The organism is Pseudodesulfovibrio alkaliphilus (assembly GCF_009729555.1).
GTDB classification, from domain to species: domain Bacteria; phylum Desulfobacterota; class Desulfovibrionia; order Desulfovibrionales; family Desulfovibrionaceae; genus Pseudodesulfovibrio; species Pseudodesulfovibrio alkaliphilus.
The window spans coordinates 72,432-91,611 of record NZ_WODC01000006.1; the positions used below are offsets into that span (position 1 = coordinate 72,432).

Genomic DNA, 19,180 nt, shown 5'->3' on the forward strand with positions numbered 1-19,180 from the left:
GGCAGCCCGGCTGATTCCCTCCAGGCCAAAGCAATGGTCGTGCCAACACGCTTTGATGGCGTCCTGACAGGCGGTTGTTCAACCTGCTGAAATTGCATCATGTATTTCTCGGGGAGAGAGACGAGGCCGGGCCATTGCGAACAGCATCGGGCAGGATGCGGCCTGTTTGACCCGGAGGCGGCAGCCTGGCTGGTGCAAAACGCCCCACTGGGGCGAAAAGCCCCATCAGGGAAATGCGGGGCGGCAAGGCCCGTGATCAGGGGCATGCGTTGTGCAAATAATCACAAGTGGGGCGTTTCGACCCACAAGGCGGTGCCTCCGTTCGATTCTGTCGCTCTTTTTTCTGAATATCTGTTTGCGAGCAGGGCGTTGACGCGGTCGTGTCCGTGCGCAGCTTTGCCTGTGAGCGGTCAGGGGCGGACGGCTGGGCGTGTGGTGGCGGATGCGCGGTGTCGGCAAGGGGGGTTTTCTTTCGCTGGCCTCTTTGGCAAGGTGGCTGTAGAGTGTTGTCCAACCTGGAGGCATTTCGTGAGCGAAGCGATACGGGTATTGCTTGTGGACGACGAGGGCGGGTTCATCTCGGCCCTGTCCAAGCGCCTTGGGCGGCGGGGCATGAGCGCCACTGCCGTGTCTGATGGCGAGGAGGCTCTTGCCGCACTTGACCGGGAGCCTGTGGATGTCATGGTGCTTGATGTGAAAATGCCCGGAATGAGCGGGATGCAGGTTCTCAATCTGGTCAAGGCCCGCCATCCCGAGGTCGAGGTCATTTTGCTCACCGGGTATGCGGATATGGATTGTGCCTTGCAGGCCATGTCGGCCGGGGCTTTTGACTTCCTGGTCAAGCCGGTGGATTTTGAACTGCTCGGGTGCCGGATCATGGCGGCTGCCCGGGGCAAGTCCCTGCGCACGGAGTGTTCCGTGCCCGGTGCGGACGCGCCGGGCGAGTAATCAGGGCGGGGCTTGTGCGCGTCAGCGTTCTGGGCCTGGGCATCGGAATCGGAAGAGGAAGTCATGGGTCCGGTGGAAACAATCAAGCGGATTTCACGCAGGGTGGGGCAATTGCTGGGTGTCGGCCCGGGGACGGGCCCGGAGGCGCTGCGCGAATCGTTCCAGGCCCGCTATCACACCTTCAAGCTTCTGGTTTCCGCAAACACCCAGGCTCTTGAGGTCATGGCCGAGATGGAAGAGGCGCTTCGCGGCGAGATTCCCTTCGGTTTTGGCTTTATTCGGTCCAGGACGGCCCGCGTCACGGCCGTCGTGTATTCCATCATCCGGTATATGGAGGCCCTTGCCCCTGGGCGGTATCCCGGGCTTCACGACAGCTTCGAGGCTATCCGGCGCAATATTCAGGAGGCGCTGCCCCGGGTTGAGAAGCATGTGGAGGGTCGGCGCGTGGTCGCATTGGGCGAGATCGACCGCAACGACTCTGCCGAGTGCGGCCCCAAGATGGCTCATCTGGGCGAGTTGCGCAACCGGATGGGGCTGCGCGTCCCCGATGGCTTCGTGGTCACGGCCGATGCCTGCCGCATGTTCATGGAATCAGGCGATTTGCGCGAGGAAATCGACAGGCTGATCCAGGCTTCCGGGGCGGACAATCCCTCGTCCATGCTGGCCCTTTGCGAGGCCATTGAGCGGGAGGTGCTGGCGGCCGAGGTTCCCGACGAGGTTGCCGTAGCCATCGGACGCGAATATGAGAGACTGGCGGCCCGCATCGGATACCGGCCCAATGTGGGGGTCCGCTCTTCGGCTCTGGGCGAGGACGAGGCCGGCTCCTCCTCTGCGGGCCAGTACCTCACGTTGCTCAATGTGCACCCCGAGGACATGCTGTTTGCCTACAAGCGGGTGGTGGCTTCCTTGTATGGTGCGCAGGCCATGGGCTATCGCCGCAACCGCGGCCTGGATACGCCCCCCATGTGCGTCGGCTTTCTGGAGATGGTCGAAGCCTGGGCGGGCGGTGTGGTCTACACCCGTGATCCTCTCTCTGAAAACGCGGAGGCCGTACTGATTAACGCCTGTTGGGGGCGGCCCAAGTCCGTGGTGGACGGCTCGGTATTGGCCGACAGCTTTGTGGTGGACCGTCGGACTTTGGTCCAGCGCAGCCGGGACATAGCCGTCAAGCGCATCCGCATGCACGGGGGAAGGGCCGGAGGCATGGTCATGGACCGCGTTCCGGCAGACATGGCGTCGCAGCCTTCGCTGACCGATCAACAGGTCACGGACCTGACGTGTACCAGCCTTCGCATTGAGGAGCAGTTCGGCTATCCCCAGGACATCGAATTTGCCGTGAACGAGGCCGGGGAGATTGCCTATCTCCAGGCGCGTGCCGTCATGCTCACTGCCGAGCCTGTGGTCCAGCCGCTGCCCGAGGGCACCCGTGTCGTCATGTCCGGCGGGGTCCGGGTCAGTGGCGGTGTGGGAGCGGGGCTGGTCCACCATGTACGCACCACGGCCGACATCCTGGATTTCGAACCGGGTGGTGTGCTGGTGGCCCGGCAGTCCGGCCCGGATCTCGCCCCGCTTCTGCCCGTGGCCTCGGCCGTGATCACCGAGCTGGGGGGGGTGGCCGGGCATTTGGCCTCTGTGGCCCGCGAGTTCCGGGTTCCGGCCCTGTTCGGAATGGGCAACGCCCTGGATTCGATCCCGGAGTCCGCCATGGTCACGGTGGATGCCGACGGCAGGCGCGTTTTGCGCGGGGTTGTCGAGTCGCTGCTCGAATCCGAGGCCCCCGGGGTCAACCTCATGGCCGGCAGCCCGGTACACACCGCCCTGGCGGCGGTGGCCGAACACATCACTCCCCTGCACCTGCTCGACCCCGAGGGGCTGACCTTTCGCCCGGAGAATTGCACAACCCTGCACGACATCACCCGCTATTGCCACGAAAAGGCTGTGGCCGAGATGTTTTCCTTTGGCCGGGGACACAAGGTCAGCCGCTACGAAGCCAAACAGCTGCATGTGGAGGGCAGCCCCAAGCAGTTCTGGGTGGTCAATGTGCAGGATGGCTTCATGGTCGAGCCCAGTGACAAATGGGTGGAGCTTGGACAGATCGCCTGCCAGCCCATGCTGGCCCTGTGGCGCGGCATGAACGCCTTTCCCTGGGAAGGCCCTCCGGCCGTGAACGGCCGGGGCTTCCTGTCGGTCCTGTTCGAGGCGTCCATGAACCCAAAGCTCAACGTGGCGGGCGGCAGCTCACTGGCCTTTAAAAATTATTTCATGATTTCCAAGGAATTCTGCTCCCTCCAATCCCGTTTCGGCTTTCACTTCTGCAACGTGGAGGCCCTGGTTGGCGAATACGCGGTGGAGAATTATGCGGGTTTTCGTTTCTTTGGCGGGGCGGCCGATCCGGGGCGGCGTCGTCTGCGGGTGATGCTCATCTCCGAGGTGCTGGAGGAATTCGGCTTTCGGACCTCGGTTCGCCAGGACAGTCTGACTGCCCGTGTCGAAGGGCGCGGCCCCGAGCACATGCTTTCCCGGCTTGTGGTCCTCGGGCATGTGATCATGCACACCCGCCAGTTGGATATGATCATGCGCGACGCAGCCCAGGTCCAGGCCCACAAGGACAGGCTCTGTAGCCAGCTTGGCGAGTTGCTCGGCGAGCCGGCGAGCTTGGGGGCTCATTCCATCGACGGATAGCCCTGACCACACGATGGCTCTTCATTTTCGAGAGTAATTCCTGTATATGTCCGGGCTGCGACGCCTGACGGCCAGCACTGGAGAATCCGTGACCGAATCCCTTGTCGTCATGACCACGGCCGCAACGGCCATTGTACTTGAAGCAGCCCCCTTTTTGCTGCTGGGTTCTCTCATCGGGGCGCTTATAGAGGTGCTGGTGCCCGAGCGCACCCTGCTGCGTCTGATTCCGCGAAGCGGAACCGGGCAGGTGGCTGTGGGGGTGTTCGCGGGGATGCTTCTGCCAACCTGCGAATGCGGCATTGTGCCCGTTGTCCGGCGCCTGTTGCTCAAGAACGTGCCTCCCAGGGTGGCCATACCCTACATGCTGGCCGCTCCGGTGGTGAATCCGGTGGTCATCGCCTCCACGCTCTTCGCCTTTCAGGGTGATATGTCCGTGGTCGGTCTGCGGCTTTTGCTGGTGATCATTCCTGCTGCGGCCCTGGGTTTCGCCCTGGGCGACGCCAGCCCGCGCACGGTTCTGCGTCAGCAGCCCATCGACCTGAAGCGGTTCGACGAGGCCGAGGCCGCCCACCTCCCGGAACACGATCACGCCCACGGCTGCGGCTGCGGTTGCGGCCATGCTGTTTCCGGCCCCTTTGCCCGGACGAGGGCGGTGCTTTTTCATACCGCGGCCGAGTTTGTTTCCATGGGCCGGTTCCTGGTTTTTGGCGCAGTGGTGGCTGCGGGATTCAAGGCGTTTTTACCGCCCGCAGTGCTTGAATTTTTCATTGGCAGTCCCATGATGGCCGTGGGCGGATTGATGCTGCTGGCCATCGCCCTGTCCATCTGCTCCGAGGCCGACGCCTTTGTGGCCGCATCCTTCGCATCGTTTCCCATGGCGGCCAAGGTGGCGTTCATGGCCATCGGTCCCATGGTCGATCTCAAGCTGATCCCGCTGTTTTTGACCGTGTTCACCCGGCGCGTGGCCGTGGCCTTGATGGTGGTGCCCACGGTCACGGTCTTTGTCATGGGCGTCCTGCTCGCCTGGGGAGGATGGTAGGCATGGCCGCTATGATCCGCTTCATCGAGGCGTGCCTGCTGGCGGCCATGGGCTCGTTCATGGTCGCTTTGTCCCTGTCGTCCGGGTACTGGCAATACCTCAACCCCAAGTATTCCTGGCTGACCCTTGTGGCGGGCGGCTGCGTGATGGCCCTGGGGTTTGCCGCCCTGCTGGATGGACACAGACGGCGCAAGGGAACCGAGCTGGCCGGGCTGGCGATCTTCCTCGGCCTTGCTGTTGCCAGCCAGATGCTTCCCGGAATGTTGGTTGATTCCGGGCCGACCATGCCCCGCCGGGGCGGCCTTTCCTTTTCCGGGGGGTTCGGCGGTGATCATTCGGACGGGTTTGACGCGGATTTCGGCGGCGGCTACGGCCCTGGCTTTGGCGGCGGCTACGAGGATGATTTCGATTCCGAGCCCGTGGAGGCGTATGCCGGGCAGGAGTATGTCAGAATCAACGTGGCCGAATTGATCGCGGGCGAGTCCGGCGGCTGGGTGCGCGAGGGCGACCTCTTCGCGGTGCAGGGCGGCTTGGCCCGAACCCCTGAGCTGGACCGGGCCGGACTGGTGGCCGTGACCCGGCTCTTCATCTCCTGCTGTTTTGCCGATGCGGCGGGCGTGGTCGCCCTGGTCCGGGTGGACGACCCGGAGTCGTTCACTCCCGGCACCTGGGTCAGGGTGCTTGGCCGGGTGGTGCCTATCCCGGCCGTGGAGGATACGCGCATATCCATCTTCGGCGCACTCACTGCCATCCGCAGCGAGCGTTTCGCCCTGCTGGCCAACAGCGTCGATACCCAGGATTTTACCGGGATTCCTTATTTGTTCGAGATCCGTTCCCGTTCGCCATTCGCCTATTGACCGGGCTGTTTTTCCGCCTGATCCGACCTGGCCGCCTCGGCGCACGAGGCGCAGATGCCGTCCAGGCGCAGGTCCACGTTGTCCACCCGCATGGATAGGGCGTTGCCCAGCTCCGTTTCGTCCAGGTGGAGGGTGGCGTTGTCCACGCAACGCACCTCTCCGCAGCGCGTACAGTGGAAGTGGCTGTGTCCGGCAGGCCAGCGGCCGCCCCGCGAACAGAAGCGCGAAGCCCCGTCCACCGAGGCGATGCGGTTGACCGCGCCGCTGTCGGCCAGCAGGTCCAGAATCCGGTAGACCGTGACCCGGTTGATGTGGTGGTCGGCCAGGACCTTGTCGAGAATCTCCCGGGCGGTGAGTGGCTGGTCGCTGTCGGCCATGGCCGAGTAGACAAGGATGCGGTTGAGGGTCGGCTCAATGCCTGTCCTGGTCAGAAAAATCCGGGCAGCGTTCGCGGTATCGGCATGGGGCATGTGGTTCTCCGTGGCCGCGCCAGGGGGGTTGGTCCTGGCGCGGCTGGCGGTGTTTTTTCTTAGCGGGCCGCTGCGGCGATGGCACGGGCGGTGTCGCGCATGGAAGCGGGCCAGTCCTCGGCCAGGGGGTCGAGCACGGCAGTGTGTGCGCCGATCTCGGCCGCGATGACCGCGGCGCTTTTTCCCGAGAACTGGGGCTGGACGAAGATCACCCGGATACCCAGGGCGCGGCCCTGTTCAATGACTTCGGCCAGTCCCTTGGGGCTCGGTTCCCGACCGGCCACCTCGATGGATATCTGGTTCAGCCCATATTGGTGGGCGAAATAGCCCCATGAAGGATGGAAGACCATGAACGAGCGTCTGCTCTCGGGCAGGCCGTCGAGCAGGGCGCGGATGTCGGCGTCCACGCTGTCGATCTCCCGGAGCAGGGCGTCTGCATTGGCCCGGTAGGCAGCCTCGTTGGCCGGGTCCATCCTGATCAGGCCGTCGCGGGTATTCGCGGCCAGCACCTTGGCGCCGTTGGGAGAGAGCCAGACATGAGGATCGAGAATGCCATGGTCGTGATCGTGCCCATGGTCGTGCTCATGTCCATGATGGTGGTGCGCTGCGCCGTGGTCATGGCCATGCCCCTCGTCGTCGTGATGGTGATGCGCGTCCATGGGGAGTTTCTCGATTCCCCGGGCCGTGGGCACGATGCGCAGGGACGGGTTGGCGCTGTTGATGCGCGGCAGCCAGATATTCTCAAAGGTCACGCCGATGGAGAAATACGCCTTGGCCTTGGCCAGGGCGGCCATTTGCCTGGGGGTCGGCTCGTAGGTGTGGGGGCTGGCGCCTGGCATGACCAGCACGGAGACCTGGGCCAGATCGCCAGCGATCCGTTCGACAAAATACTTCTGGGGCAGGATGCTGACAAAGACCGGAGTCTGGGCGCGGGCCGGGCCGACACCCAGGGCGGCGGCCAGGAAAAAGGCAAAAGCGGTCAGCAGGATACGTTTTTTCATCATACGCATGGTTCCTCTGATGTGCGCCGTGCAGGGCGCGGTTGACGGTGTGAGTCGGAGAGGCAACAAGTTTGCATGATGCAACACGGTTGCAAAGGTGTCAACAGCGTCTGGATTGCGACTGCTGACGAGCCGGGGCCATGCCTGTTTTCATTCCAGGCAGGGCGGTCGACGAGACAGGAAGAGGCCGTGGTAAAAGCTTGGTATGCTTGAGTCTGCCGTGTGCGGATGGTTTGCCGCCCTTGTTTCTCGCCCCTCTGGCCTTTGGCCGGAAAACGGGCAGACCGATCCGCCGGGCATCGGATCGTGGTTGGCGCCAAGGTTCCTGGCGGGCGTCAGATCGCAGTTGTTATTGACCGGGCAGGGAGAAGCGGGTGTGGGCCTGGTCCAGGCCGGACAGGGCGGCCCCCAGCGCCCCGGCACACGACCCGATGTGGATGGCCTCGGCGGACAGGTCGAGGTTCAGGGTCTCCCACATCGCCTTGTGGGGCGCATGGCCCGGTTGTTCTTCAGCAGATGGTGCAGCGCAGGTCAGGCAGCCCCCCTGCCAGCCCGGAGAGCCATGGGGCTGTGAAGAAAACGTGCCCCTCCAGGGGAATATGGACAGGCGGGGCGTTTTCGGCCTGGGTGATGATCACCGCATCCGGGGTAAATTGAATGCTCATGGGTATCATCTCGCGCTCGCCGTCGCCGCACAGGCTCTCGCGCTGGGTGGGGGCAAAGGTTGCAAGTCGGCCGTCAGGGCTGATGGCGGTCAGTCGCGTGCGTATGGTGATCACGCGGGAAACGGTGCCATCTGGGTGAAAGGCCAGGGAGTTGCTGTCTCCGTTGATGCCCAGGGCATCAGGATCGTGCGCCAGAATCTCTCCGGCCGGAGTTTCCACTGCCGCGGGCCGGGCCGGTTCAACGGAGCGAATCTGGCCATCGGGGTGGAAGGACACGCCAATACGAGTATCCACCATGCCCGCCGGAGTGTTGATGGACACGGTCTGGCCAGGCCAGAAGGTAAGACTGCGTATCGTGCCCGAGGGGTGGAATGCCGCGCCGATGAGAGTGGTCGTGAGTATGCCCGCCGGGGTGAGCAGGGTGACAGGCCGGGCAAGCTCTGCTTCGTCCTCCTGGGTCCAGTAGCCGGAGAGCCTTCCGTTGAGGGGAAAGACCCGGCTGAGGGAGCCGTCTGCATGAAAGGTGAGCAACTCCGCAGGGATGCTGCCCGCAGCAGAAGGGATGACCCTCTGCGATTCCAGGGGCAGTGCCTGTAGTGTCCCGTCCGGGTGAAATGTTATGGGCCGGACTTCCTTTTTGCGGAGTTCCCGGGCGGTGAACTGGGGCACAAGCTGGCCGACTGGGGTGTTGAGGACGCACGGTCCGGCTGGCAGACAGGCGCGAAGCGATCCGTCGGGATAGGTTGCCGGCGCTTGGGCGACAGGGATCATGCCGTGGCGGGTGGTGATGGTCTGCATGGGGCGCTCCTTGTTGAGGTTGTCGGGCGTTGGTGGTGCTAACCGGATTCCGCGAAGCGGGCGGCCAGTCCTGCGAATTCGTCGCTGGACAGGGGGCGGCCCTGCTCCCGGGCCAGGCTTCGCACAGCCTCGACCAGAACGGGCAATGCCTGTTCCGTGCAGTGGAAATCGAGATGGCCCAAGGCGTCTGTCACGGCTTTGCGTCCGCTTTTGCCGCCCACGGCGATGCGGCGGTCCATGCCGAGGGACGCCGGGTCATACGGTTCAAAGAGGTTCGGCGACTTGTTCAGGGCGTGGGCGTGCAGGCCGGACTCGCAGGCAAAAATGTCTTCTCCGGCAACGGCCTTGGTCCTCGGGATGGGCACTCCTGCAGCCCTGGAAACGAAGCGGCAAAGCTCGCGCAGCCCGCCGGGGCGGTAGCGGCGGGTGCCGGTGTTGAGGGTGAGGTGGGCGGCTAGCTCCTCGGTTGCCGCGATGCCGGAGCGTTCGCCGATGCCGAGTACGCTGGCGTCGGCATAATCCGCGCCCGCCTCAAGGGCCGTGATCGCATTGGCCGTGGCCATCCCGAAGTCGTCGTGGCAGTGGACGGCCAGATCAATGCTGAGTGCTGCCCGGAAGCGGGCGACCAGATCGTATGTCCGCCTTGGGGTGAGCTGGCCCAGGGAGTCGGAAAGGCGCACCCGCGAGGCGCCGGACCCGGCTGCCGTGAGGGCTGCGGTCCGGGCGAATTCCAGGTCGGCGCGTGAGATGTCTTCAAGACCCACGGAAACATAGCCCACGCCGAGCATCCGGGCAGCGAGCACGGTTTGTGCGATGCGTTGGAGCACGCCCGGCCGGTCGATGCCGAGCCGTTTGCGGATATGGGCATCGGACACCGGCACGCCGATGTTGATCCCATCCACGGGCAGGGCCGCCGCTCTTGGCACGTCTGATTCGCGACAGGGGCACCAGACGCTCAGACGAGTCCGCCCGGCCCTGGCGCGGACCCGCCGGGCCAGGATGTCCATGTCCTCCTGCCCCACCCAGCCGAGTTCTATCTCCTCGACTCCGAGATCAATCAGCGCGTTGGCGATGGCCTCCCGCGTATCAAGGGAGAAATACGCCCCGAAGAGCTGCGCCCCTTCCCGCAGCGTCGTGTCTATCAGCATGTTCCGGCTCCCAGGTTACGGTGTGGTCTTCACGTCCTCCCCGAGCATGAAGGATGCCAATGGGCATGGTGTGAGCAATACTATGGATTTCAATACGTTTTCACGGACATGGATCAACGGGAGATGTGCCTTCAGGAATGTAGGCAGCCACACTTTTCGTAGGTTCACTCTGTCGCCGCCGACATATTCGTAGGTTGGCGGCACAGCGCATTGATTTAAAGATATCCTTTAATTTCAGAAAGTTATATGCTGCAATCGACAGTGGCACACCCTTTGCCATGGAGGGGTATCAACGCGAACCAACCCCTTAGGGAGGAACACATGAGAAAAGTTGCGATTTACGGAAAAGGCGGCATCGGCAAGTCCACCACCACACAGAACACCGTGGCCGGTCTGGCCGAGATGGGCCGCAAGGTCATGGTCGTGGGCTGCGACCCCAAGGCGGACTCCACCCGTCTGCTGCTTGGGGGCCTTGCGCAGAAGTCGGTCCTCGACACCCTGCGCGAAGAAGGCGAGGACGTGGAACTCGACGATATCCGCAAGCCAGGGTTCGGCGGAACATGGTGTGTGGAGTCCGGCGGTCCCGAGCCGGGCGTTGGTTGTGCGGGCCGCGGCATCATCACCTCCATCAACATGCTTGAGTCCCTGGGGGCCTATGAGGAGTCCGAGGGTCTCGACTACGCCTTTTACGACGTGCTCGGCGATGTGGTCTGCGGCGGGTTCGCCATGCCCATCCGCGACGGCAAGGCCGAGGAGATATACATCGTCTGCTCAGGCGAGATGATGGCCATGTACGCGGCCAACAACATCTGCAAGGGCATCATGAAGTACGCCGAGTCCGGCGGGGTGCGGCTTGGCGGCCTCATCTGCAATTCGCGCAACACCGACCGCGAGGCAGACCTGATCACCGAGCTGGCCAGCAAGCTGGGCACCCAGATGATCTACTTCGTCCCCCGTGACAACGACGTGCAGCGCGCCGAGATCAATCGCAAGACCGTCATCGAGTGGGACGGCGCAGTGTCCCAGGCCGACCAGTATCGCGGGCTGGCCAAGGCCATCGACGAAAACAAGATGTTCGTCATTCCCACCCCCCTGGAGATCGAGGAGCTGGAACAACTACTCCTCGATTATGGAATCATGGAAGCGTAGCCAATCAAATTGTCTAAAAATCAACAGTATAGGAGGGAGCGGAAATGATGATCATGGTGAGGGCGATAGTGCGCCCGGAAAAGGCGGACGACGTGCTTGCGGCCCTGATGGACAACGGTTTTCCGGCAGTGACCAAATATTCCGTGGCCGGACGAGGCAAACAGCGCGGCATCAAGATCGGCGAGGTCACCTACGACGAAATTCCAAAGACCATGCTCATGAGCGTGGTCAAGGAGGCGGACAAGGACTTTGTCATCTCCACCATCATGGATGCAGCCCGCTCCGGCGTGAAGGGCGCGTTCGGAGACGGCAAGATCTTCGTCTCCCAGGTGGAGGGTGTCTACACCATCAGCTCGGGTGTCAACGAAACCGCCGTGGCCGGGGAGGCATAGCATGAAGGAAGTCATCGCAGTAGTGCGTATGGACATGATGAACCGCACCAAGGCCGCCCTGACCAGTGCCGGGGTGGACGCCTTCTTCGCCCACGAGGCGCAGGGCCGGGGCAAGGGGTTCGTCAACTCCAGCGTACTCGAAGGCGCGGAGAGCGGCTACGAGGAGGCGGCCGCCGTTCTGGGCGAGAAGGGCAAGCTCTACCCCAAGCGCATGGTCACCGTGGTGGTCGGGGATGACATGGTCGCGGACGTGGTGGAGGCCATCACCGCCGTCAACCGTTCCGGCAAGCCCGGCGACGGCAAGATATTCGTCCTGCCCATCAATGACGCGGTCCGGGTGCGTACCGGCGAGAAGGGCGCCAAGTCCATAGCCTAAGTTCTGCAAGGAGAGAGTGAAATGGCAAAGACCAGCAAGGCGGTGCGCTTCGACCCCGCGGACATCAAGGAAGAGCTTCTCAAGAAGTATCCTCCCAAGGTGGCGAGAAAGCGCGCCAAGCAGATAATGATCAACGAGGCCCAGGAGAGCGAGACGCCGCCCGAGATCGTGGCCAACGTCCGTACCATCCCCGGCATCATCACCATGCGCGGCTGCACCTATGCGGGCTGCAAGGGCGTCATCATGGGGCCCACCCGCGACATCCTCAACATCACCCACGGCCCCATCGGCTGCGGCTTTTACTCCTGGCTCACCCGGCGCAACCAGACCGATGCGGGCGAAACCGGCGAGAACTACATGACCTACTGTTTCTCCACGGACATGCAGGATCAGGACATCATCTTCGGCGGCGAGAAGAAGCTGACGGCGGCCATTCAGGAAGCCTACGACCTCTTCCACCCCAAGGGTATCTGCATCTTCGCCACCTGTCCGGTGGGCCTCATCGGTGATGACATCCACGCCGTGGCCCGCAAGATGAAGGAGAAACTTGGGGACTGCAACGTCTTCGCCTTTTCCTGCGAAGGGTACAAGGGCGTGTCCCAGTCCGCCGGCCATCACATCGCCAACAATCAGGTCTTCACCCATCTGGTGGGCGAGAACCAGACCCCGCCCGAGGGCGAATACAAGATCAACCTGCTCGGCGAATACAACATCGGCGGCGACGGGTTCGAGATCGACCGCGTACTCAGGAAGTGCGGCATCACCAACATCGCCACCTTCTCTGGCAACTCCACCTACGCCCAGTTCGCCTCGGCCCAGCACGCGGACTTGAGCGCGGTCATGTGCCACCGCTCCATCAACTACGTGGCCGACATGCTGGAGACCAAGTACGGCATCCCCTGGATCAAGGTGAACTTCATCGGAGCCGAGGCAACGGCCAAGTCCCTGCGCAAGATCGGCCAGTATTTCGGCGACAAGGCGCTCCTGGACCGCATTGAGGCCGTCATCGCCGAAGAGATGCCAGAGGTTCTGGCCGTGGCCGCAGACGTGAAAACCCGCACTCAGGGCAAGACCGCCATGCTCTTCGTGGGCGGCTCCCGCGCTCACCACTACAACGAGCTCTTCCAGGAAATGGGCATGAAGACCCTGTCCGCGGGATACGAGTTCGGCCACCGCGACGACTACGAGGGACGCGAGGTCATCCCGCACCTGACCGTGGACGCCGACTCGCGCAACATCGAGGAGATCGAGGTGGAGCCCGACGAGAAGCTCTTCCGGGCCCGCAAGACTCCCGAGGAGATCAAGGCCCTGGAGGACGCCGGGTACACGTTCAAACACTACGACGGTCTGAACGCGGACATGGACAAGGGGTCCATCATCATCGACGACCTCAACCAGTACGAGGCCGAAAAGCTGGTGGAACTGCTCAAACCGGACATCTTCTGCGCCGGTATCAAGGAGAAGTTCTCCATCCAGAAGCTGGGCGTGCCCATGAAGCAACTGCACAGCTACGACTCGGGCGGACCCTATGCGGGGTTCAAGGGTGCCATCAATTTCTACAAGGAAATCGACAGGCTCGTGAACAGCCGGGTCTGGAGCTATCTCAAGGCTCCCTGGCAGGAGAACCCTGAACTGACGGCCACCTTCGTTTGGGAATAAGAGAGGGAGATCAAAGATATGCTACTCAGACACACACCCGCGGAAGTGGCCGATCGCAAGGCCCTGGCCATCAATCCGGCCAAGACCTGCCAGCCCGTCGGCGCCATGTACGCGGCCCTCGGGATACACGGCTGCCTGCCGCACAGCCACGGTTCGCAGGGCTGCTGCGCCTATCACCGCTCGGCCCTCACCCGCCACTACAAGGAGCCGGTCTCGGCCGCCACCAGTTCGTTCACCGAGGGCGCTTCCGTGTTCGGCGGTCAGGCCAATCTGCTTCAGGCCATCAACAACATCTTCACGGTCTACGAGCCGGAAGTGATCGCCGTACACACCACCTGCCTCTCCGAAACCATCGGCGACGATCTCAACCAGATATTCGAGAAGGCCCGGCGCGAGGGCAAGGTGCCCGAGGGCTGCACCCTGGTGGGCGCTCCCACCCCGAGCTACGTGGGCTCCCACGTCACCGGCTTCTCGAACATGGTCAAGGCCATGGCCCAGCTGGCCGAGCCTTCGGGCAAGAAGAACGGCAAGGTCAACATCATTCCCGGCTGGGTCGAGCCCGCGGACATGGCCGAGATCAAGCGGCTGGCCGCCCTGGTGGGCGTTCCCGTGACAGTGTTCCCGGATACTTCGGGCGTGCTCGATACCCCGCTTACCGGCGAGTACAAGATGTTCCCGGACGGCGGTGTGACCGTCATGGAACTCAAGGCCAGCGGCGACGCCATCGGCACCCTGGCCCTTGGCGAATGGTGCTCGGCCGATGCCGCCCGCTGGCTCGACGCCAAATGCAAGGTGCCCTGTACTGTCCTGGACATGCCCTTTGGCCTTGCCGCCACCGATCGCTTCATCGATGTGCTGCGCACCGTGGCCGGGGTGACGGTGCCCGAGGCCGTGGCTGTCGAGCGGGGGCAACTGGTGGACCTCATCTCGGACATGCACCAGTACCTTTACGGCAAGCGCGTGGCCCTGTGGGGCGACCCGGACCAGCTCATCGCCATGTGCGAGTTCCTGGTCAGCCTTGACATGCAGCCCGTGTATGTCGTCACCGGCACTCCGGGCAAGAAGTTCGAAGAGCGCATTCAGAATATCTGTGCGGACAGACCCTTTGAGGTCAAGGTCAGAGCCAAGGCCGACATGTTCCTGATGCACCAGTGGATCAAGAACGAGCCCGTGGACCTGCTCATCGGTAATTCCTACGGCAAGTATATCGCCCGCGACGAGGATATTCCCCTCCTGCGCTGGGGCTTCCCCATCCTGGACCGCCAGGGGCACCAGTACTTCCCCACGGTCGGCTACAGGGGCGGGTTGCGGTTGCTTGAAAAAATGCTCGACCTCTTCCTCGAACGCAAGGACCGCGACGACCCGGAAACCACTTTCGAGCTCGTCCTCTAACCACACCGGGCGCCCGCGGCGGGGACGCCTCCCCCCGTCGCGGGCCGAACTCAAGGACAGGCAAGGAAACCCATGGCGATTTCAGCAAAGGCACGCGCGAGCCACCCCTGTTTCGGCCCTTCGGCGCGTCGCAGCCAGGGACGGGTGCATCTGCCGGTGGCACCACGGGCCGTGGCACGCACCCGTTTTGTCCCGGAGTCGGTTACGGCGCCGTCCGGGCCGGTCATGACCCCGGAAGAGGCCCTGGCCATGCTCGATCTGACCGTGGCCGATGGCGCATCCGTGGGCATGGCGGGCATTACCGGCCCCGGCGACCCCATGGCCACGCCCGAGGCGACCTTGCAAACCTTGCGGCTGGTCCGGGCCAAGTACCCGGATCTGCCCCTGTGCCTGACCACTCTGGGACTGGGGCTGGCACCCCTGGCAGGGGATTTGGCCGCCATCGGCCTCTCCCACGTCACCCTGCTGGTGGACGCTGTCTCCGCCGAGGTGGCCGAAGGGGTTTATGCCTGGATTCGGCCCTCCACCCGGACCGTGCCGCTGCCTCTGGCCGCGCAGATGCTGGTGGAAGAACAGCGCAAGGCCGTGAAGGCCCTGGTCGAGGCCGGAGTGACGGTCAAGGTTAACGTCACGGTCCATCCCGAGGTCAACGACGATCACATCGAGACCATTTCTCGGACCATGGCCGGACTCGGTGCCTCCATCATGACCGTGGTCCCCCGGTGGACCGACGGGGAGAGCGGCGTTGTCCGGCCGGATATGGATCTGCTGGCTGCCGTGCGCGAGAAGGCGGCCCGGTACATGGTCCTCACGCCCTCATGGGGCGAGTGCGGCGATGTGCTGGCGGCAGCGGAGAATCCGCAGCGGGCATCGCTGCCCCGACCTGCGCCGGGACGGCCCAATGTGGCTGTGGCCAGCGCGGGCGGCATGGACGTGGACCTGCACCTGGGCCATGCGGCGCGGCTGCTCGTCTATGGCCCGCGTGAGGATGGCCTGGCCTGCCTGCTCGAAACCCGCGACGCGCCCGAACCGGGCGGCGGAGACGGCCGGTGGGAGGCGCTCGCGGAGACCCTGTCCGACTGTTTCGTCCTGCTGGCGGCCAGTGCCGGAGAGCGGCCAAGGGAGATTCTTAGCCGTCGTGGCGTGGCTGTTCTGATCACTGAAGACGGGATCGAGGGAACCGTGGACGCCCTCTACGGTGGCGGCCGGAAAGGCAAGGGCTGCAACACGGCAAAAGCCGCAACTGGCGGCGCATTACACAAAGGAGAATGAGACACATGGCTACCCCCGCGAGAATGATCATCTGTTGTCAGAGCTTCCGGGCTCAGGGCGACCCCAAGGGCATCTGTCACAAGCAGACCGACGGGTTCCTGCAATATATCGAGGAGGAACTCATCGACCGGGGCATCGACGCCCTGGTGGTGGCATCCACCTGCCTCAAACAGTGCGAGGCCGGGCCGGTCATGGTCATTCAGCCCGAGAATTGGTGGTTCAAGGGCGTTGCCAGCGAAGAGGCCATCGACGCCATCCTCGACGCTCTGGAAGACGGCGAACAGTGCGCCGAATACGCCCTGTAGAAAATCGAGAGAGCCGATGCCTGTCGCCTGTCGCCAGACTCCCGGAACGCAACGCCCAGGTCGGCGGCGCGTTCTGCCCGCCATGAACGCCGTGGCAGGGGAGCCCTCCGCTTCGGGGTGCGACGGGCCGGGGCGGTCCCGCCGCCGCTGACGGCGGCGGGACCAAGGCCCTGGCAGGAAATGATTTTTTGGCCTTGCTTGCAAGGCGAGCAGTGGAGGAACACATGAACACAGGCATACTCGAAGAAAGAAAGGACCAGATCCACCGGGCCGGCGAAGGGGCCATCGACATCGCCTGCAATCGCGACTCCCTGGCCGGCGCCGTCAGCCAGCGGGCCTGCGTCTTTTGCGGATCGCGGGTGGTGCTCTACCCCATCGCCGACGCCCTGCATCTGGTCCACGGACCCATCGGCTGCGCGGTCTACACCTGGGATATCCGGGGCGCACTTTCCAGCGGCCCCGAGCTGCACCGCCTTTCCTTCTCCACTGATCTTCAGGAGAAGGATGTCATCTTCGGCGGCGAGAAAAAGCTCGAAGCGGCCCTGGACGAACTCATTGACCGCCACGCGCCCAAGGCCGCCTTTGTCTATTCCACCTGTATCGTGGGCATCATCGGCGACGATATCGAAGCCGTGTGCCGCCGGGTGAGCGAGAGCAAGGGCATCCCGGTGCTGCCGGTCCAGTCCGAGGGATTCAAGGGCAACAAGCGGGCCGGGTATCTGGCCGCCTGCAAGGCCATGTCCAGGCTGGTGGGCACGGGCGACACCTCGGGCATCTCTCCTGTTTCGGTCAACATTCTCGGCGACTTCAATCTGGCCGGGGAAATCTGGATCGTGCGCGACTATTTCCGGCGCATGGGGGTCGAGGTGGTGGCCAACATCACCGGGGACGGCCGGGTGGCCGATCTTGCGCGATGTCACGGCGCGGCCCTGAATCTGGTCCAGTGTTCGGGCGCCACCCTTGATCTGGCCAGGATGATGGAGGAGCAATACGGCATTCCGTTTGTGCGCGTCTCCTATCTCGGCATCGAGGACATGGCCGACTCCCTCTATCAGGTGGCCGACTTCTTCAGGGACAAGGACCCCGGCATCGTCGGGCGGACCCAGGAACTGGTGCGCGACGAGCTGTCCATGCTCATGCCCGAGCTGGCCCGCTACCGGCTCGACCTCGCAGGCAAGCGGGTGGCCATGTATGTGGGCGGCTCCTTCAAGGCCTTCTCCCTGATCAAGGCGTTTCGCCATCTGGGCATGAAGGTGGTGGTTGCCGGCTCCCAGACCGGCACCGCTGAGGACTACGCCGAGCTGGAGCAGATCGCCGATCCCGGCACCATCATCGTGGACGACGCCAACCCGCTGGAACTCTCGGCCTTCATCAAGGAGAAGGATGTGGATCTCTTTGTGGGCGGGGTCAAGGAGCGGCCCATCGCCCACAAGCTGGGCGTCGGTTTCTGCGACCACAACCACGAGCGCAAGGAGGCACTGGCAGGCTTCGCGGGTATGCTCAACTTTGCCCGCGAGGTCCATGCCTCGGCCATGAGCCCTGTATGGAACTTTGTCCCGCGCCGAGCGGCCCGCGTCGCCGAAAGCGGGGAGGAGGCCGTCAATGACTAAGCCCGCAAGCAAGACCGTGCCCAGGCCCGCAGCCAGACCCAACTATGTTTCCACCACCAACGCCTGCAAGCTGTGCACGCCTCTGGGGGCGAGTCTTGCCTTCCGGGGCGTGGAGGGGGCCATTCCTTTCCTGCACGGCTCCCAGGGATGCGCCACCTACATGCGCCGCTACATCATCTCCCATTTCCGGGAGCCGGTGGACATCGCCTCCTCGGCCCTTGGCGAGAAGAACGCCATCTACGGGGGAGGCCCCAATCTCAAGAAAGGCGTGCTCAACGTCATGAAGAAGTACGAGCCGACCCTGGTGGGCGTGGCCACCACCTGCCTCACCGAGACCATCGGCGACGACGTGCCCATGATCCTGCACGAGTTCCGCAAGGAATTCGGCGATCTCGACCTGCCGGACATCGTCCATGTCTCCACCCCCAGTTACAGCGGCACCCACACCGACGGCTGGCACGGCGCGGTGCGCTCCCTGGTGGAGCAGCTGTGCGTGGACAAGGCGGCCCCCAACGGCCGGGTCAACATCCTGCCCAACATGGTCTCCTGTGAGGACATTCGGCACCTGAAGGACATCTGCCGGGACTTCGGCGTCCACGCCACCATCCTGCCCGACATCTCCGAGACCCTGGATGGTCCGGCTCTGGAGGATTACGTCAAGATTCCCTCGGGCGGTACGCCCTTGGCGGAAATCCGGGAAATGTCCGGGGCGCGGGCCAGCATTGAGCTGGGCCGCTGCCTGCCCGCCAAGACAGGCGGGGTCAGCCTTGAAGCGGCCTTCGGTGTCAGAAACCACCGCATCGGCCTGCCCATGGGGCTGCGCGAGTCCGACCGCTTCCTTGAGACCCTTGAAGAGGCAACCGGCACGCCCATGCCGCGCCGCTACGAGCTGGAGCGCGGTCGGCTGGTGGACGCCATGGTGGACGGTCACAAGTATGTGTTTGGCAAGCGGGCCGTGGTCTATGGCGAGGAGGATCTTGTGGCGGGCCTGTGCGCCTTTCTGGCTGAGATCGGCGTGGATGTTGTCCTGGCCGGGACAGGTTCGCAGGGCAGGGGGCTTGATCGGGCCGTGGCCGAAGTCACCGGGGGCGTTGCCCGGATTTCCCCGGAGGTGCGCCAGGGCGTGGACTTTCACGACATGGCCGCAGAGGCGGAAACCCTCAAGCCCGACCTGCTTATCGGCCACTCCAAGGGCTACACCTACGCACGGGGCTGGAACGTGCCGCTGGTGCGGGTGGGCTTCCCCATCCACGATCGGTTCGGCGGCCAGCGCCGACTCCACCTCGGCTACAAGGGAGCCCTGGAACTCTTCGACCGTATCGTCAACACCGTGCTGGAGAAGAAGCAGGCCGACAGCGACATTGGATACGGCTACATGTAGCCGTCAGGTTTTTCGAGACTTCACTACGACATCGCC

At 63.8% G+C, this 19,180-nt stretch carries 18 protein-coding genes; 13 read left to right on the forward strand and 5 right to left on the reverse strand.

The features are described 5' to 3' along the window. The first annotated feature begins 528 nt into the window (after window positions 1-528). The 4 genes from GKC30_RS15025 (at window position 529) to GKC30_RS10080 (ending at window position 5,526) form a co-directional block, all read left to right on the forward strand. Entirely contained in the window at window positions 529-948 is a 420-nt protein-coding gene (locus GKC30_RS15025; RefSeq protein ID WP_367614080.1) for a response regulator, read from the forward strand. A 63-nt stretch (window positions 949-1,011) separates the two neighbouring features. Further along, window positions 1,012-3,630: a PEP/pyruvate-binding domain-containing protein gene (locus GKC30_RS10070; protein WP_155934602.1), complete on the forward strand. Its 2,619-nt coding sequence runs from the start codon at window positions 1,012-1,014 to the stop codon at window positions 3,628-3,630. 88 nt (window positions 3,631-3,718) lie between these two features. Beyond that, window positions 3,719-4,669, forward strand: coding sequence for a permease (locus GKC30_RS10075; RefSeq protein ID WP_367614081.1), 951 nt, complete (start codon window positions 3,719-3,721; stop codon window positions 4,667-4,669). 2 nt (window positions 4,670-4,671) lie between these two features. Further along, window positions 4,672-5,526: a TIGR03943 family putative permease subunit gene (locus GKC30_RS10080; protein ID WP_155934603.1), complete on the forward strand. Its 855-nt coding sequence runs from the start codon at window positions 4,672-4,674 to the stop codon at window positions 5,524-5,526. Here the strand turns inward: GKC30_RS10080 and GKC30_RS10085 are convergent. The 5 genes from GKC30_RS10085 to GKC30_RS10100 all read right to left on the reverse strand — a co-directional run bounded on the left by GKC30_RS10085 (window position 5,520) and on the right by GKC30_RS10100 (window position 9,608). Continuing rightward, on the reverse strand, window positions 5,520-5,996 hold the full coding sequence (locus GKC30_RS10085) for a Fur family transcriptional regulator (protein ID WP_155934604.1): 477 nt from the start codon (window positions 5,994-5,996) through the stop codon (window positions 5,520-5,522). The genes GKC30_RS10080 and GKC30_RS10085 overlap by 7 nt on opposite strands. Before the next feature lie 59 nt (window positions 5,997-6,055). Beyond that, the gene (locus tag GKC30_RS10090) at window positions 6,056-7,000 is read right to left on the reverse strand and encodes a metal ABC transporter solute-binding protein, Zn/Mn family (protein ID WP_155934605.1); all 945 of its coding nucleotides are present in this window, start codon (window positions 6,998-7,000) and stop codon (window positions 6,056-6,058) included. A gap of 346 nt (window positions 7,001-7,346) precedes the next feature. Then, the gene (locus GKC30_RS15150) at window positions 7,347-7,475 is read right to left on the reverse strand and encodes a hypothetical protein (protein WP_269203832.1); all 129 of its coding nucleotides are present in this window, start codon (window positions 7,473-7,475) and stop codon (window positions 7,347-7,349) included. Window positions 7,476-7,506: 31 nt separating this feature from the next. Continuing rightward, entirely contained in the window at window positions 7,507-8,460 is a 954-nt protein-coding gene (locus GKC30_RS10095) for a hypothetical protein (RefSeq protein WP_155934606.1), read from the reverse strand. 38 nt (window positions 8,461-8,498) lie between these two features. After that, on the reverse strand, window positions 8,499-9,608 hold the full coding sequence (locus tag GKC30_RS10100; RefSeq protein WP_155934607.1) for a LeuA family protein: 1,110 nt from the start codon (window positions 9,606-9,608) through the stop codon (window positions 8,499-8,501). A gap of 321 nt (window positions 9,609-9,929) precedes the next feature. Here GKC30_RS10100 and nifH point away from each other — a divergent pair, with 321 nt between their 5' ends. The 9 genes from nifH (at window position 9,930) to GKC30_RS10145 (ending at window position 19,144) form a co-directional block, all read left to right on the forward strand. Then, on the forward strand, window positions 9,930-10,757 hold the full coding sequence (gene nifH, locus GKC30_RS10105) for a nitrogenase iron protein (RefSeq protein ID WP_155934608.1): 828 nt from the start codon (window positions 9,930-9,932) through the stop codon (window positions 10,755-10,757). A 44-nt stretch (window positions 10,758-10,801) separates the two neighbouring features. Next, window positions 10,802-11,149: a P-II family nitrogen regulator gene (locus GKC30_RS10110; protein ID WP_155934609.1), complete on the forward strand. Its 348-nt coding sequence runs from the start codon at window positions 10,802-10,804 to the stop codon at window positions 11,147-11,149. A 1-nt stretch (window position 11,150) separates the two neighbouring features. Continuing rightward, on the forward strand, window positions 11,151-11,525 hold the full coding sequence (locus tag GKC30_RS10115; RefSeq protein WP_155934610.1) for a P-II family nitrogen regulator: 375 nt from the start codon (window positions 11,151-11,153) through the stop codon (window positions 11,523-11,525). 21 nt (window positions 11,526-11,546) lie between these two features. Beyond that, entirely contained in the window at window positions 11,547-13,184 is a 1,638-nt protein-coding gene (gene nifD / locus GKC30_RS10120) for a nitrogenase molybdenum-iron protein alpha chain (protein ID WP_155934611.1), read from the forward strand. 18 nt (window positions 13,185-13,202) lie between these two features. Then, window positions 13,203-14,576, forward strand: a complete 1,374-nt coding sequence (gene nifK / locus GKC30_RS10125) for a nitrogenase molybdenum-iron protein subunit beta (protein ID WP_155934612.1) — start codon at window positions 13,203-13,205, stop codon at window positions 14,574-14,576. Between the two features lie 72 nt (window positions 14,577-14,648). After that, on the forward strand, window positions 14,649-15,848 hold the full coding sequence (locus GKC30_RS10130) for a NifB/NifX family molybdenum-iron cluster-binding protein (protein ID WP_155934613.1): 1,200 nt from the start codon (window positions 14,649-14,651) through the stop codon (window positions 15,846-15,848). A gap of 5 nt (window positions 15,849-15,853) precedes the next feature. Next, complete coding sequence (locus GKC30_RS10135) at window positions 15,854-16,153, forward strand: (2Fe-2S) ferredoxin domain-containing protein (protein ID WP_155934614.1); 300 nt, start codon at window positions 15,854-15,856, stop codon at window positions 16,151-16,153. Between the two features lie 224 nt (window positions 16,154-16,377). Next, window positions 16,378-17,763, forward strand: a complete 1,386-nt coding sequence (gene nifE / locus GKC30_RS10140) for a nitrogenase iron-molybdenum cofactor biosynthesis protein NifE (protein WP_155934615.1) — start codon at window positions 16,378-16,380, stop codon at window positions 17,761-17,763. Next, window positions 17,756-19,144 (forward strand): nitrogenase component 1, encoded by a 1,389-nt coding sequence (locus GKC30_RS10145; protein WP_155934616.1) that lies wholly within the window; start codon window positions 17,756-17,758, stop codon window positions 19,142-19,144. The genes nifE and GKC30_RS10145 overlap by 8 nt, the downstream gene beginning before the upstream one ends. The last annotated feature ends 36 nt before the right edge of the window (window positions 19,145-19,180 follow it).